We start from the raw sequence: 13,335 nt of genomic DNA, 5'->3' as shown, positions 1-13,335 counted from the left end.
CATTGCCGATGAGAATTGCTAGCACGGGTCATGTCGAAGGAAGACGTCATTCAGATGCAGGGCGAGGTGTTGGAGAATCTTCCCAATGCCACGTTTCGCGTAAAGCTGGAGAACGGACATGTTGTTCTGGGTCATATCTCGGGAAAGATGCGGATGCACTATATCCGCATCCTCCCGGGTGACAAGGTTACGGTGGAACTTACGCCCTATGATCTGTCCCGTGCTCGTATTGTGTTCCGCGCGAAGTAGCGTGGGTTATTGAAAGAAAGGATAGAGCGATGCGAGTTCAAGCTTCGGTCAAGAAGATCTGCCGCAATTGCAAGATCATCCGCCGTAATCGGGTTGTGCGTGTTATTTGCACCGATCCGCGGCACAAGCAACGTCAAGGCTGATTCGACAGTTTGCTGTCGAGTCGACTTGGTGCTAGAATCGACGACTTTTTACATTTGGGGTAACGAGAATCATGGCCCGTATTGCTGGGGTTAATATTCCCAATCATCAGCATACCGTGATTGGCCTTCAGGCCATTTACGGCATCGGACAGACTCGCGCTCAAGCTATCTGTGCAGCAACCGCCATTCCTGGCAACCGCAAGGTGAAGGATCTGACGGAAGCTGAACTCGACAAGCTGCGCGAAGAAGTCGCCAAGTTCACGGTTGAGGGTGACCTCCGCCGTGAAGTCACTATGAGTATCAAGCGCCTTATGGACCTCGGTTGTTACCGTGGTCTGCGCCATCGTCGCGGCTTGCCCGTACGTGGCCAGCGCACCCGGACGAACGCCCGCACCCGCAAGGGACCGCGTAAGGCTATCGCCGGCAAGAAGTAAGCACTTAAGGAATCGCAATGGCTAAAGCAAACACAGTGCGTGTACGGAAGAAAGTCAAGAAGGTTGTTTCTGAAGGGATCGTGCACGTTCACGCTTCTTTCAACAACACCATCGTGACCATCACTGATCGCCAAGGGAATGCTCTCTCCTGGGCTACCTCGGGCGGTGCTGGTTTTAAGGGCTCTCGGAAAAGTACACCCTTTGCAGCTCAGGTAGCTGCGGAGCAGGCTGGTAAAGTTGCCCAGGAATATGGTGTAAAGAACCTCGAAGTGCGTATCAAGGGTCCCGGTCCAGGCCGCGACTCCGCTGTGCGTGCGTTGAATGCGCTGGGTTTCAAGATCACCAGCATTTCCGACGTTACCCCCGTACCGCACAACGGCTGTCGTCCGCCGAAGAAGCGTCGTATTTAATTCCGGAGACCCGAGATGGCACGTTATATCGGACCGAAATGTAAGCTTTCGCGTCGTGAAGGCACTGACCTGTTCCTGAAGAGCGCTCGTCGCTCGCTGGACAGCAAGTGCAAATTGGATACCAAACCTGGTCAGCACGGCGCAAAGCAGCCGCGCTTGTCGGGCTTCGGTGTTCAGCTTCGTGAGAAGCAAAAGATCCGTCGTATTTATGGCGTTCTCGAACGCCAGTTCCGCCGCTACTTTGAAGAAGCGTCGCGTCGCAAGGGTTCGACCGGTGAAAACCTGTTGAAGATCCTTGAAGCCCGCCTCGACAACGTGGTGTATCGCATGGGCTTCGGCTCCACCCGTTCCGAAGCTCGTCAGCTGGTTAGCCACAAGTCGATCACCGTGAACGGTGAAGTGGTCAACATCGCATCTTTCCAGGTCAAGGCCGGTGATGTGGTGGCGATTCGCGACAAGTCCAAGAAGCAGGTTCGCATTCAGGAAGCCCTGTCGCTTGCTGAGCAGATCGGTTTCCCCGGCTGGGTAAGCGTCGATGGCAAGAAGATGGAGGGTGTCTACAAGAGCGCTCCTGAACGCAGCGACCTGTCCAGCGACATCAACGAGCAGCTCGTCGTCGAGTTCTACTCGAAGTAATTGGGCTTGATTAATGGACGAACCGGCCAGGCCGGTTCGTCGCTCGTTTCGATAAAGGGATTGATTGTTTATGCAAAGCAATGCGAATGACTTGCTGAAACCCCGCATCATTGATGTGCAGGCGTCGTCGTCTACCCAGGCGCGTGTCGTGATGGAGCCGTTTGAGCGTGGTTACGGCCATACGCTCGGCAATGCATTGCGTCGTATCCTGCTGTCGTCGATGCCGGGCTATGCTCCGACTGAAGTCAAGATTGAAGGTGTTCTGCACGAATACTCCGCACTGGATGGCGTTCAGGAAGATGTCGTGGACATCCTGCTGAATCTCAAGGGCGTGGTATTGAAGCTGCATGGTCGTTCCGAGGCCTTGTTGAGCCTGAAAAAGGACGGCGAGGGTTTGGTCAAGGCATCCGATATCGAAGTTCCTCATGACGTCGAGATCGTGAATCCGGATCACGTCATTGCCAACCTGTCTTCGGGTGGTAAGCTGACGATGGAAATCAAAGTCGAGAAGGGTCGCGGCTACCAACCTGCCGTCGTCCGTCTTGACAAGGAAGAGGGCCGAAATATCGGTTCGATTCTGCTTGATGCTTCGTTTAGTCCGATCCGCCGTGTCAGCTATGCCGTTGAGAGCGCTCGCGTAGAGCAGCGCACCGATCTGGACAAGCTGGTCATGGATATCGAGACCAACGGCTCGATCGATCCGGAAGAGGCCGTGCGCTATGCGGCACGTGTTCTGGTTGAGCAGCTGTCGGTCTTTGCCGACCTCAAGAGCACCGAAGTTGAACCTGAGGCGCCGCGCGCTCCTCAAGTCGACCCGATTCTCCTGCGTCCGGTTGATGATCTGGAGCTGACAGTCCGTTCTGCGAACTGCCTCAAGGCCGAGAACATCTACTACATCGGTGACCTGATCCAGCGTACCGAAACCGAACTGCTGAAGACGCCGAATCTGGGCCGCAAGTCCTTGAACGAGATCAAGGAAGTGCTGGCATCCAAGGGTCTGACCCTCGGCATGAAGCTGGAAAATTGGCCTCCAGTCGGCTTGGAAAAGCCCTGATCCAGGCTGTAAAGAGAAGGAATAACCAACATGCGTCACCGTCAAAGTAATCGCAAGCTGAACCGTACGACGAGCCATCGTCTGGCTATGCTGCGTAATCTGGCTAACGCCCTGCTGAAGCACGAAGTCATCAAGACAACGTTGCCCAAGGCCAAAGAGCTGCGCCGTGTTGCAGAGCCCCTGATTACCTTGGGTAAGCAAGAGCGCTCTGTGGCGAATCTGCGTCTGGCATTCGATCGTACGCGTGATCGTGAGTTGACGATCAAGCTGTTCGACGTGCTGGGTCCGCGCTATAAGAATCGTAATGGCGGCTATCTTCGTATTTTGAAGTATGGTTTCCGTCAAGGTGATAACGCGCCTATGGCGCTGGTCGAGCTAGTTGACCGCCCTGAAGTAGCTGAAGCCGTCGAGGCCTAAGCAAGCCATAACAAAAAGCCAGCCTCAGGGCTGGCTTTTTGTTTGTGTGTTGTCATCGGATAGTTCCTCCTGCATGGCTTTGTCCGCAGGCGGCGGAGCGGGTTCGGTATCGCTGTACCAAGCCCACGATGTATACGCTTTCCGGCTGGCCTCCAGGGTCACATGTATGGCTTTATCGTAGCCAAGGCGGGTCATGTCGGCGACTGCCTGGATATCATCCGGTATGGCGGCGTCTGTCCAGCTTGTCGATGTATGGCGAGCATAGGCGACCGCCGTTGATACCGTTTTCACCCTGGGATGTTCTGCGTGGTGCTCATCCATCAGCATGCGAAGTGTTGGTGGCAGCTTCCATTGCTCCACCATCGCCATTTGCAGGTCTATGTAAGGGAAGCCCAGGACTGCTTTTTGAGCCATGGCGCTGCGCAGTCGTCTGTCCATTTGTTGCATCGCGCGAATGCGTAGTGCGAGCTTGGGTGCGAAGCAGGCGATCAATATCTCGGCAATGTCGCGGAGCAGGGTGGCTGTAACAACCTCGGTGCCGTCAATATCATGGCGGTAGCCTGCCCACACCTCGGCACAGCAGGCTGCGTGATGCGCACGGAACATGATGGAGCGAACCACGTGCAGTGCGCCGCCGTGCTCGCCGAGCAGTTCCTCTACCGTGGTGCATTGCGCATAGGCATCCAGCAGGGGGTTTACACCCACCATCAGGATGATCCTTTCGACAGTGGTGACATCGGTATGCTGCTGTCGCGAGCGATGACTTTGCAGGTATCGCAGCACTTGCAGGGCCAGCAGCGCGTCATGCCGCACAATCTGTGCGAGGTCCAGCACCGTGGCATCATCGCCTTTCGCAATCAGTGCCTGTAGCGCAGATCGCGTTTTGGTGAGGATGGGGATGGTGTTGGATTCGAAATGCTTTATCCAGGCCTCAATGCTGTTTGGAAAGGGTTCTGACATGCATACCTCCTTGTGCCAGTCTAGTTTCTGGCCTGGAAAGACGCCATGCTATCTGCGTGGCCTAGATGGACCCGCGGTGAGGTATTGATGGCAACGTACGCAATTGGTGATGTGCAAGGCTGCTTCGAGGAGTTGGTGGCCTTGTATGATGATATCGAGGTGAATCCGGACGTCGATAGGGTGATCCTTGTCGGGGATCTGGTTAATCGCGGCCCCCTGTCCTTGCCGGTTCTTCGCTGGGCCTACGCTAGGCGTGACCACGTCCACATCGTGCTGGGTAATCATGACCTGCATTTTCTGGCGGTACATCGCGGTTTTGCCAAGCAGAAGCGGGGGGACACGCTGGAGCCGCTACTCGTCGCCGAGGATGCGGAAGTGCTCACCGATTGGTTACGCGCCCAGCCTTTGGTCATGTCCCTTGATGGGCACCTGTTTGTTCACGCTGGCCTGATGCCGGCTTGGACGGCTGAGCAGGCCTTGTCCTTGTCGAATGAGGTGAGGACGTTATTGAGTGGTCCGGCGGGCGATGCCTTTTTGTCTGCCATGTATGGTAACCAGCCTGCAGCCTGGTCAGATGATCTGGAGGGGATCAGCCGCCACCGTCTCGTAGTCAATGCTTGTACGCGTATGCGTCTGATCGATCAGGAGGGCGAGATTGACTTCAAGTACAAGGGGGAGACTTCCGGCGCGCCAACACATCTGTTGCCATGGTTTGATCACCCCGCAAGGTTGAGCAGGTCGATCAGGGTGGTGTGTGGCCACTGGTCTGCGCTGGGATTGCTGATACGCGACGACATTGTGGCGCTGGATACCGGGTGCGTCTGGGGCGGCAGTCTGACCGCGGTCAGGCTGGAAGATGACCGTGTCTATCAGGTAGCGTCCCGACAGGCGCGTGTTACATCCTGGGAGTGATGGTCCTGCAAGGGCTTGTGGACGATCTGCCTGATCTCATGATGAGCTGCTGCGGCTAGTTCGCGGCGCTGGAGCCCTTTGCTCGGCAGTATGGGCAGGTAGTGAACGCGTGCCGTGATATGGGGTTCTGCCAGAATCTGCCGGATTGAGTCCAGAAGACTCATCTCTCCGACATACGCAGCCGCAATGGTCCTGTGGCCATCGGCAGTCAGATAGCAAAGTGCAGCAGGTGCTAGTTTGGCCTCAACATCAATCGCTGGCTGTAGCAGGGATGCATTGAACCTAGCCACATCAAGACCGTCAGTTGTTCCTCCTTCGGGAAAGACGCTGACCAGATCAAGGCCCACTAGCGCATCACTGATCTCCTGGTTAACGCGCCGCGTATCGTGACGCCGTTCACGCTGCACAAACAAGGTGCCGCTGTGATGGCATAGCCAGCCTAGCAACGGCCATGCGCGGACTTCGGACTTGGCCACGAAGCGCGAGGCAACGACAGCGTTAAGGACGAAAATGTCCAGCCAGGACACATGGTTGGCCACCACCATGGTCCGCCCGACGTGGGCCACAGGCGGGGTGCCGACCACCTCGATATGGATGCTCAGGATATCGCAGAGCTTTCGGGACCAGCGCCGTACGGTGGCTTCCTGCGCCTCCTGGGGGCGATGCTTGAAGATCAGGCCGACTTCCGCGATGCCTCGGGCAAAGTGGAAAAGCAGTCGGGCTAGTCGCCAGAGGCGCAATAGGCGAGGAGTGGATGTAATCATGATGACAGCCACGAGTGTAGCGTCTGCTACCGTGGCTGTCAGTCAGCGTGAGGGCACCGGCTGGTTATCGGGTGCCGATGAAGTGACGCATATACCGCTGATTGAGTTGTTGCATTGGCAAGAGAATCAGCAGGTCGGCTGTATTGAAATCGGGATCCCATGCGGGCTCGCCACACACAAAGGCACCTGCACGCAGATACCCCTTGATCAGGGGAGGCAGCACCGCAGGCCGATCACCGTCCAGTGCATCGAGGGGTAAGGCGCAACGAGGGGTGACACGCCACTCTACGGGCGCGAGTGAGGTGCGTTTGAGCTGCCGGTAAAGGCTGGCAGCGACATGGCCGCCGTCGGCCATGCTGATGCTCGCACAACCGACAAGATAGTCATGATTGCCGCGATGCATGTAGTCAGCCAAACCGGCCCAAAGCAATGCGATAGTGGTGCCGTTGCGGTAGTCAGGGTGTACGCAGGATCGCCCCACCTCAACCATGCGATCCCGGATGTGTTGAAGACGGGTGAGGTCGAATTCCGTATCCGAATAGTAGCCACCCAGGGCACGCGCGCGGGCTGGCGGGAGGATGCGATATGTACCGACAACTTCGCCGGTATCCTCATCCCTGGCGATCAGGTGATCACAGTGCGCGTCGAACAGGTCGACATCCAGGCCGCTTGTGCGGCTGGAGAGACGAGCGCCCATCTCTTCGGCGAACACCTTGAAACGAAGTGCCTGCGCTTCCCTGACTTCATCGGCGGTTTGCGCCAGTCTCACCGTGAGTTGTCGGGTGAGTTGAGGTGCGGATCTGGTGGCTTGCTGCAGCATGTTGTCCCGCTTTCTGTTGTGTTGGCAACGAAGCGAAATTAAGTGCTGGCAGTGACGGCTGGATGACGAGGTGATGAAGGATTGGTGACGCGATCACGCCTCTGGCGGTATCGGCGTTGTATCCAGTGGCTCGCCGGGAACGCGGTACTGCTCGTTGGCCCACAAGCCAAGGTCAATCAGCTTGCAGCGTTCCGAGCAGAAAGGGCGGGACGGATTGGCGCTATTCCAAGGGGTGCGCGTGCCACATTGTGGACAGTCGACTTCTAGCGGCATAGCAGATTACAGATTACAGAAGGCGAGGACGAAGTCGACATCGTGCTCGCATTGGCGGGGACGATCCGAGTTGGCGACGGGAGAAACAAAGCGGACATTGATCGCATACTTGTTGGCCGATAATTCCGGCACATAGGGCAGATCAGATGGCACCGTGATCTTCAGCAGCTGAACCAGTTTGCCGCCGGACATCTGTTGAAATGCGCCTTGTTTGGCCGTGAGCGGTACGACTTTGGCACTGTTGCGCAGAATGCGTAACACAATGTCGATGCCGTCCTTGATCGGCAGCATGGGCTCAAGCCAAGCGGCCAATGCCTGATGCCGCTCCGTAGCGGGTTTCTGCTGCCAGAAGTGATAGGAGGGAAGATCAAACTCGCAGACGCCGCCGGGAATCGTCGAGCGTTGCTTGATGGCCATCAGCCATTCGTTCTCGCGCAGGTGCTGGGCAAATTTACCCGTAGGCTCCAGAAGCCGGGCATGCGTCTGCTCAATATCGGCCAGGACTGCTTCCAGCGCTGACTCCGAAATTTGCGGATTGTCGCGCAATGCTTCCAGCGTCTGGCGCTGACGATCCAGCTCTTGCAGCAAGTCCGATTTCAGATCGGCGCGGCTGGCAACTTCCATGATTTCGAACAGGCAAAGCAGCGAGGCGTGATGTTCCAGCGGATGTTCCCTGTCCGCAAAGAAAATGGCGCGATCGTAAAGATCTTCCAGCCGCAGCAGTGTGCGGATGCGCTCGGTAACAGGGAATTCGTAGGAGGTCACGTTGATAGGCAAGTTGCCGCTACAGCATTAGCGAACGATTGTGCGGGATTCGCAAGGTTTTGACAAATCCATCATGGGTTTTTTCGCGAGGATTCAGAAGCTTGCAAGGTATTTGCATGTAATACCTTAACTGCTGAACGCAGATCGCCTTCGCTGCCTGTGTTAGGGATGACGATATCGGCATGCGCCAGGCGCGTCTCTCGTTTGGCTTGAGTGGCCATGATCGCCATGGCTTGCTCGCGACTTAGCTGGCTGCGAGCCATGACCCGGTCGATCTGCTGGCTTTCATCGCAATCCACCACCCAAGTCTGATCAATGATGTCGGCATATGCCCCAGTCTCGACCAGCAAGGGGACGACCAGCAGGCAGTAGGGCGTGTCGGATGGCAAGGCAGCAAGCTGTGCCGCTACTTGGTGCCGGATCAGAGGGTGCAAGGCGGCCTCTAGCGCTTTGCGTGCGACGGTGTCGCCAAACACGCGTTCGCGCAGCCTGGGGCGGTCTATTGCGCCATCAGCGGTGAGATAGTCTGGGCCGAACAGGCGCAACACGGCCGCGGCGCCATCTGCGCCCGCTTGCCCCAGCTGATGGGCGATCAAGTCGGTATCGACAAGCGGGACGCCCAGGTCGCGAAACAGATTGGCGACGGTTGACTTCCCAGAGCCGATGCCGCCAGTAAGGCCGATGATCTGCATGGACACGTTGGCTAAGACCAGATCGTCTGGCTCAGCACTGGGCCCCAGATCATCGCGGCCAAACCCGCGGTGGCGAGATAGGGACCAAAAGGTAGTGGTTTGCTCCAGCCCCGACGAGCCAGCAAGGTCAATACGATGCCGATGACGGCACCGACCACGGACGACAGCAGGATGACGATGGGCAAGTTCTGCCAGCCCAGCCAGGCCCCGATCGCGGCAAGCAGCTTGAAGTCCCCGTAGCCCATGCCCTCCTTGCCCGTGGTGAGCTTGAATGCCCAGTAAACCAGCCAGAGCGAGAGATAGCCGGCAGCGGCGCCAATCACGGCATCATGTAGGGGAACGAATGTGCCTGCGGTATTGAAGAGCAGGCCCAACCACAGCAGGGGCAGGGTAATGCTGTCCGGCAGCAGATAGGTATCCGCGTCGATGCCGAACAATGCAATCAGTGCCCAGGCAAAGAGCATCGCCCCCGCGACCTGCATCCCCCAGCCAAAGTGCCAGGCCAGCGCGGCCGTTAACAGACCAGTAGCCAGTTCGACCAGCGGGTATCGTGGTGAAATGGCGGCGCTGCAGTGACGACAGCGTCCTTTGAGCCACAACCAGGAAATCACCGGGATGTTGTCGTAGCCGGCGATCTGGGTGTTGCAGGCAGGACAGGCGGAACGAGGTACAACAAGATTGTAGCTAGGGCGTTGCGGCGCTTCGGTTTCGGTCGTGGCCAGGAACTGGGTGCACTCGTCCCGGAATGCCGACTCCATCATCACGGGCAGCCGGTGAATGACGACATTCAGAAAGCTACCGACCATCAGGCCCAGGATGAGCGAAAATGCGGTAAAAGCCGCTGGCGACTGAATCAGCAGGTCAATCAGCATGCTTAGCCGCCAACGGCGGCACCCATCTTGAAGATGGGCAGATACATGGCAATGATGATGCCGCCGATAATCGGACCCAGCACCATCATGATCATGGGCTCCATCAGGCTGGTCAATGCATCGACAGCCTCATCGACTTCCTGTTCGAAGAAGTCGGCGATCTTCCCCAGCATCGCATCCAGCGCGCCCGACTCCTCGCCGATGGCAACCATCTGCAGCACCATTGGCGGAAAGACTTCGCTGTTTTGCATGGCGACGGTCAGGCTGGTACCGGTGCTGACCTCGGTCTGGATCTTTTTCGTTGCGTCGGAGTAAATGATGTTGCCTGAGGCGCCGCCCACAGAGTCCAAGGCTTCGACCAAGGGGACGCCCGCTGCGAACATGGTGGACATGGTACGGGTCCAGCGTGCGATGGTGGCTTTTCGCAGCACCTCACCGAATATCGGCAGTTTCAACGCGGTCCGGTCTATCCAGTTCTGGAACTTCTTCGAGCGCTTTTTCAGCTGCAGCAGCGCATAGATGCCGCCACCGATACCACCGAAAATGGCCCACCAGTAGCCCAGGAAAATTTCTGAAATATCGATGACTAGCTGGGTGGGGCCCGGCAAGTCCGCACCAAAGCCGGAAAAAAGGTCCTTGAACGCGGGGATCACGAAAATCATGATGATGCTGATGACGACAAATGCCGCCACCACAATGGCCGCCGGGTAAAAAAGGGCCGACTTGATCTTGCCCTTGATGGCCAGGATCTTTTCTTTGTACGTGGCCAAGCGATCGAGCAGACTATCCAGAATACCGGCTTGTTCACCCGCTTGGACCAGATTGCAAAACAGCTGGTCGAAATAGAGCGGATGCTTGCGAAAAGCCTGTGTCAGGCTGGCGCCGGTTTCTACATCATTCTTGATGTCGAGCAGCAGCTTGGTCACGCTGGGGTTGCTGTGCCCTTTGGCGACGATGTCGAAAGCCTGGAGCAGCGGGACGCCTGACTTCATCATCACGGCCATCTGGCGCGTGAAAAAGGTGATGTCCTTCTCGGTGATCTTCTTGCCCATCGAGCGGGACTGTTTCTTGATCTTGATGACATTGATGCCTTGCCGCCGCAGGTTCGCACGGACAACTGCGTCACCGCCGGCACGCATCTCACCCTTGATGACTTTGCCGGTTTTATCCTTGCCCTCCCAGGAGAAGGCGTGCTCTTTGACCTGAGCCTTTTTCTTGTCCACAGCCATATGGCTAGCTCCCCTGAGCGCTATTCGTTGGTAACGGCTTCAACCTCGGTAAGCGAGGTCATGCCTTGTTTGACCTTGAGCAGGCCTGACTGACGCAGATCGCGGATGCCCTCGCGTTTGGCCTGGTCGGCGATATCGATCGAGTTGCCCTGAGCCATGATGATTCGCTGCATTTCCTCGGATATCGGCATCACTTGATAAATGCCCACGCGGCCTTTGTAGCCCGTGCCTTTGCAGACATCGCACCCCACCGGGCCGTAAGGTTGCCAGCTACCATCCAGATCTGCCTCGGTAAACCCGGCCCGCAACAAAGCCTCCGGTGGGATGTCGACTGGCTTCTTGCAGGCGGAACACAGACGGCGCGCCAAGCGCTGCCCCGTGATCAGGATGACGGAAGAGGCGATATTGAAGGGCGCAATGCCCATATTGAGCATACGCGAGAGCGTGGCAGGTGCGTCATTGGTGTGCAGCGTCGAGAACACCATGTGGCCGGTTTGCGCCGCCTTGATGGCGATGTCGGCGGTTTCCAGATCGCGGATTTCACCCACCATGATGATGTCGGGATCTTGCCGAAGGAAGGATTTGAGTGCCGCCGCAAAAGTCAGGCCGGCTTTGTCGTTGACGTTGACCTGATTGATGCCGGGGAGATTGATTTCAGCAGGATCTTCGGCAGTTGCGATATTGATGCCGGGCTCGTTCAGGATATTCAGGCAGGTATACAGCGACACCGTTTTGCCGGAGCCGGTCGGGCCTGTGACCAGTACCATGCCATAGGGCCGATGGACTGCTTCCAGCAAGGCCGCGCGCTGGTCCGGCTCATAGCCCAGGGCATCAATGCCCAAGGTGGCGGAGCTGGGATCCAGAATCCGCATACAGATTTTTTCGCCGAACAGCGTTGGCAGCGTGGAAACCCGGAAGTCGATGGCACGTGTTTTAGACAGCACCAGCTTCATGCGGCCGTCTTGAGGGATGCGCTTTTCTGAGATGTCGAGCTTGGAGATTACCTTGATACGCGAGGCGATCTTTTCCTTGATGGCCAAGGGGGGCTGGGCAACTTCGCGCAGAACACCGTCAATGCGATACCGGATTCGGTAGAACTTCTCGTAAGGCTCGAAATGAATATCCGAGGCGCCACCATTGATGGCGTCCAGCAGGACTTTCTGGATGTACTTGACGACAGGGGCATCGTCGACCTCCGCGGTACTGGTCTCGGGCGTGTCGTCTGCGGCATCGCCGCCACCAAGATCCAGATCTTCCTGGTCTGCAACCATGTCGCGCAACTTTGCGCCGCTGGCTTCGACAAGCTTGTCAATCAGCTGCCCCAGCTTGGGGTCTTCGACCACAATGGGTTCGATGACGGCGCCGGTCTGGAACTTGGCGTCTTCCAGTGCCTGCGTGTCGGTAGGGTCGGAGATGGCGACGAACAGCTTGGTGCCGCGCTTGAACAGCGGTGCGATCCGCCGCATCTGCATCAGCTTGGCATCCAGTGCGCCTGTGGGCAGGTAGGCAGAGTCCAGCTGGGCGAGGTCGATCAGCGGATAGCCGAAAGTCAGCGAGGAAAATTCGGCAATCTGCAGGGCGGTCAGTTTTTTGCTGGCGATAGCGGCCTGGACAAAGCCTGTATTGCTGGATTGCGCCTGTGCCTGGATGGCCTCCGCGTCGGCGGCCGGCAGCCTGCCCTGTTGCACAAGTGCGCGAGCAATACCGGAGAGCGGAAGGGGGGCTTGCGACATGGTGCGTGCGTCCTTGCTTCGGCGCGCAATAGTGGCGCCATATTAGTGGAGGCTGGCACAAATAATGCCTTTGTCAAGTTTCCCTGTAAAGGCGCAAAGCCTTGCTGCACTTGACTTGGCGATGCCGCCGGGACGCTTTTGCCTAGCGTTGCAACACAATGTCGAGCACAAAACGACTGCCTACATATGCCAACAGCAAGGCGGCAAAGCCCGCCAATGTCCAGTTGACGGCCAGCCGCCCGCGCCAGCCCCGGACCAGCCTGCCCCAGAGCAAGCCGCCAAAGATCATCCAGGCGGTCAGCGAGAAAAGCACCTTGTGATTGAGGCGGGCTGGGGCACCGAACAGCAGTTCCGAAAAAACGACACCGGTTGCCAGGGTGGCAGTCAGCAAGGCAAACCCCAGGCCCAAGGTGGAGAACATGACACGTTCCAGCGCAAGCAGAGGGGGAAGTTGACCAAGCAGGGTCTGGGATGGCCGGTGCAGCTTGGCGTCGGCCAGCCGCATCAGGATGGCCAGACCCGCCGCGACGGCCAGAAAGCCATACGCCAGCATGGCGATGCCAAAGTGCAGCTGCATCAAGGGCTTGGCGAGCCAAGGGGTGGCATGTCCAGGCGGAATCAGCAGGCTGAGTCCCAGTACCGTTGCGGCGACGGGCACCAGAATGGTTTGCAGGCCATCGACGCGTATCAGCCAGGCCGCGACCCAATAGATGATCACGGCGATCCAGGTGAGCAGGCTCAGCGCCTCTGCGGCGCCAAAGTGCGGCGCCTGGCTTGCCAGCGGCATGAAGGCGGCTGGAGCGTGACACAGTGCCACCAGTGCCAGCGGCCAGTGGCCAAGGCGTTGCGTGGTTTGGGCGTTTGCCATGTCGGTTTGTGGTCGACGCCATAACAACCACGCGGCGATGCCGGCATAGGCTAGCCAGACAAGGAGGGCATAAAGGGGGGAGGACCAGAGTGTCATCGGGATCG

At 57.7% G+C, this 13,335-nt stretch carries 18 protein-coding genes; 8 read left to right on the top strand and 10 right to left on the bottom strand.

Annotated elements, in window-relative coordinates; genetic code table 11:
• The first annotated feature begins 30 nt into the window (after window positions 1–30).
• From infA to rplQ, 7 genes are all read left to right on the top strand, one after another.
• Window positions 31–249, top strand: a complete 219-nt coding sequence (infA, locus tag O9X62_RS02650) for a translation initiation factor IF-1 (RefSeq protein WP_005674242.1) — start codon at window positions 31–33, stop codon at window positions 247–249.
• A gap of 29 nt (window positions 250–278) precedes the next feature.
• Window positions 279–392: a 50S ribosomal protein L36 gene (gene rpmJ, locus O9X62_RS02645; protein WP_018748524.1), complete on the top strand. Its 114-nt coding sequence runs from the start codon at window positions 279–281 to the stop codon at window positions 390–392.
• 71 nt (window positions 393–463) lie between these two features.
• Window positions 464–826 (top strand): 30S ribosomal protein S13, encoded by a 363-nt coding sequence (gene rpsM, locus O9X62_RS02640; RefSeq protein ID WP_269531224.1) that lies wholly within the window; start codon window positions 464–466, stop codon window positions 824–826.
• A 17-nt stretch (window positions 827–843) separates the two neighbouring features.
• Window positions 844–1,236: a 30S ribosomal protein S11 gene (gene rpsK, locus O9X62_RS02635; protein WP_269531223.1), complete on the top strand. Its 393-nt coding sequence runs from the start codon at window positions 844–846 to the stop codon at window positions 1,234–1,236.
• 15 nt (window positions 1,237–1,251) lie between these two features.
• Window positions 1,252–1,872: a 30S ribosomal protein S4 gene (gene rpsD / locus O9X62_RS02630; RefSeq protein WP_269531222.1), complete on the top strand. Its 621-nt coding sequence runs from the start codon at window positions 1,252–1,254 to the stop codon at window positions 1,870–1,872.
• A 70-nt stretch (window positions 1,873–1,942) separates the two neighbouring features.
• Entirely contained in the window at window positions 1,943–2,926 is a 984-nt protein-coding gene (locus O9X62_RS02625; protein ID WP_269531221.1) for a DNA-directed RNA polymerase subunit alpha, read from the top strand.
• A 30-nt stretch (window positions 2,927–2,956) separates the two neighbouring features.
• Window positions 2,957–3,343 (top strand): 50S ribosomal protein L17, encoded by a 387-nt coding sequence (gene rplQ / locus O9X62_RS02620; protein WP_269531220.1) that lies wholly within the window; start codon window positions 2,957–2,959, stop codon window positions 3,341–3,343.
• Between the two features lie 24 nt (window positions 3,344–3,367).
• Here rplQ and O9X62_RS02615 read toward each other — a convergent pair whose 3' ends face one another.
• Window positions 3,368–4,303, bottom strand: coding sequence for an HDOD domain-containing protein (locus O9X62_RS02615; RefSeq protein WP_269531219.1), 936 nt, complete (start codon window positions 4,301–4,303; stop codon window positions 3,368–3,370).
• 87 nt (window positions 4,304–4,390) lie between these two features.
• Here O9X62_RS02615 and O9X62_RS02610 point away from each other — a divergent pair, with 87 nt between their 5' ends.
• Window positions 4,391–5,215, top strand: coding sequence for a symmetrical bis(5'-nucleosyl)-tetraphosphatase (locus tag O9X62_RS02610; protein WP_269531218.1), 825 nt, complete (start codon window positions 4,391–4,393; stop codon window positions 5,213–5,215).
• On the opposite strand, the gene O9X62_RS02605 is transcribed toward O9X62_RS02610, so the two are convergent.
• The 9 genes from O9X62_RS02605 to O9X62_RS02565 all read right to left on the bottom strand — a co-directional run bounded on the left by O9X62_RS02605 (window position 5,173) and on the right by O9X62_RS02565 (window position 13,231).
• Window positions 5,173–5,979, bottom strand: a complete 807-nt coding sequence (locus tag O9X62_RS02605) for a 1-acyl-sn-glycerol-3-phosphate acyltransferase (protein WP_269531217.1) — start codon at window positions 5,977–5,979, stop codon at window positions 5,173–5,175. The two genes, O9X62_RS02610 and O9X62_RS02605, sit on opposite strands and share 43 nt — an antisense overlap.
• Before the next feature lie 64 nt (window positions 5,980–6,043).
• A complete protein-coding gene (locus O9X62_RS02600) occupies window positions 6,044–6,799 on the bottom strand; it encodes a GNAT family N-acetyltransferase (protein WP_269531216.1) in 756 nt (251 codons plus the stop codon).
• Between the two features lie 93 nt (window positions 6,800–6,892).
• Window positions 6,893–7,072, bottom strand: coding sequence for a DNA gyrase inhibitor YacG (locus O9X62_RS02595; protein ID WP_269531215.1), 180 nt, complete (start codon window positions 7,070–7,072; stop codon window positions 6,893–6,895).
• Between the two features lie 6 nt (window positions 7,073–7,078).
• A complete protein-coding gene (zapD, locus tag O9X62_RS02590) occupies window positions 7,079–7,837 on the bottom strand; it encodes a cell division protein ZapD (protein WP_269531214.1) in 759 nt (252 codons plus the stop codon).
• Between the two features lie 71 nt (window positions 7,838–7,908).
• Window positions 7,909–8,529, bottom strand: a complete 621-nt coding sequence (gene coaE / locus O9X62_RS02585) for a dephospho-CoA kinase (protein WP_269531213.1) — start codon at window positions 8,527–8,529, stop codon at window positions 7,909–7,911.
• Between the two features lie 11 nt (window positions 8,530–8,540).
• Window positions 8,541–9,401 (bottom strand): A24 family peptidase, encoded by an 861-nt coding sequence (locus tag O9X62_RS02580; RefSeq protein WP_269531212.1) that lies wholly within the window; start codon window positions 9,399–9,401, stop codon window positions 8,541–8,543.
• Window positions 9,402–9,403: 2 nt separating this feature from the next.
• Entirely contained in the window at window positions 9,404–10,630 is a 1,227-nt protein-coding gene (locus O9X62_RS02575; RefSeq protein WP_269531211.1) for a type II secretion system F family protein, read from the bottom strand.
• Between the two features lie 20 nt (window positions 10,631–10,650).
• Entirely contained in the window at window positions 10,651–12,363 is a 1,713-nt protein-coding gene (pilB, locus tag O9X62_RS02570; protein ID WP_269531210.1) for a type IV-A pilus assembly ATPase PilB, read from the bottom strand.
• A 142-nt stretch (window positions 12,364–12,505) separates the two neighbouring features.
• Window positions 12,506–13,231 carry an inner membrane protein YpjD gene (locus tag O9X62_RS02565; RefSeq protein ID WP_269531209.1) on the bottom strand — a complete coding sequence of 242 codons (726 nt, stop codon included), beginning with the start codon at window positions 13,229–13,231 and terminating at the stop codon, window positions 12,506–12,508.
• Window positions 13,232–13,335 lie beyond the last annotated feature (104 nt).

It is taken from the genome of Chitinimonas sp. BJYL2, assembly GCF_027257935.1.
GTDB lineage: Bacteria > Pseudomonadota > Gammaproteobacteria > Burkholderiales > Chitinimonadaceae > Chitinimonas.
The sequence above is the reverse complement of the archived record's forward strand: the minus strand, read 5'-3'. Positions and strand labels throughout refer to the sequence as shown.

What these genes read in the sequence shown, in the direction of transcription:
- O9X62_RS02625 (WP_269531221.1), top strand. Translation starts at nt 1,943, where the DNA reads ATGCAAAGCAATGCGAATGACTTGCTGAAACCCCGCATCATTGATGTG.
- O9X62_RS02595 (WP_269531215.1), bottom strand. Translation starts at nt 7,072, where the DNA reads ATGCCGCTAGAAGTCGACTGTCCACAATGTGGCACGCGCACCCCTTGG.
- O9X62_RS02565 (WP_269531209.1), bottom strand. Translation starts at nt 13,231, where the DNA reads ATGGCAAACGCCCAAACCACGCAACGCCTTGGCCACTGGCCGCTGGCA.
- rpsK (WP_269531223.1), top strand. Translation starts at nt 844, where the DNA reads ATGGCTAAAGCAAACACAGTGCGTGTACGGAAGAAAGTCAAGAAGGTT.
- infA (WP_005674242.1), top strand. Translation starts at nt 31, where the DNA reads ATGTCGAAGGAAGACGTCATTCAGATGCAGGGCGAGGTGTTGGAGAAT.
- O9X62_RS02615 (WP_269531219.1), bottom strand. Translation starts at nt 4,303, where the DNA reads ATGTCAGAACCCTTTCCAAACAGCATTGAGGCCTGGATAAAGCATTTC.
- O9X62_RS02610 (WP_269531218.1), top strand. Translation starts at nt 4,391, where the DNA reads ATGGCAACGTACGCAATTGGTGATGTGCAAGGCTGCTTCGAGGAGTTG.
- O9X62_RS02600 (WP_269531216.1), bottom strand. Translation starts at nt 6,799, where the DNA reads ATGCTGCAGCAAGCCACCAGATCCGCACCTCAACTCACCCGACAACTC.
- O9X62_RS02605 (WP_269531217.1), bottom strand. Translation starts at nt 5,979, where the DNA reads ATGATTACATCCACTCCTCGCCTATTGCGCCTCTGGCGACTAGCCCGA.
- pilB (WP_269531210.1), bottom strand. Translation starts at nt 12,363, where the DNA reads ATGTCGCAAGCCCCCCTTCCGCTCTCCGGTATTGCTCGCGCACTTGTG.
- rpmJ (WP_018748524.1), top strand. Translation starts at nt 279, where the DNA reads ATGCGAGTTCAAGCTTCGGTCAAGAAGATCTGCCGCAATTGCAAGATC.
- rpsD (WP_269531222.1), top strand. Translation starts at nt 1,252, where the DNA reads ATGGCACGTTATATCGGACCGAAATGTAAGCTTTCGCGTCGTGAAGGC.
- rplQ (WP_269531220.1), top strand. Translation starts at nt 2,957, where the DNA reads ATGCGTCACCGTCAAAGTAATCGCAAGCTGAACCGTACGACGAGCCAT.
- O9X62_RS02580 (WP_269531212.1), bottom strand. Translation starts at nt 9,401, where the DNA reads ATGCTGATTGACCTGCTGATTCAGTCGCCAGCGGCTTTTACCGCATTT.
- coaE (WP_269531213.1), bottom strand. Translation starts at nt 8,529, where the DNA reads ATGCAGATCATCGGCCTTACTGGCGGCATCGGCTCTGGGAAGTCAACC.
- O9X62_RS02575 (WP_269531211.1), bottom strand. Translation starts at nt 10,630, where the DNA reads ATGGCTGTGGACAAGAAAAAGGCTCAGGTCAAAGAGCACGCCTTCTCC.
- rpsM (WP_269531224.1), top strand. Translation starts at nt 464, where the DNA reads ATGGCCCGTATTGCTGGGGTTAATATTCCCAATCATCAGCATACCGTG.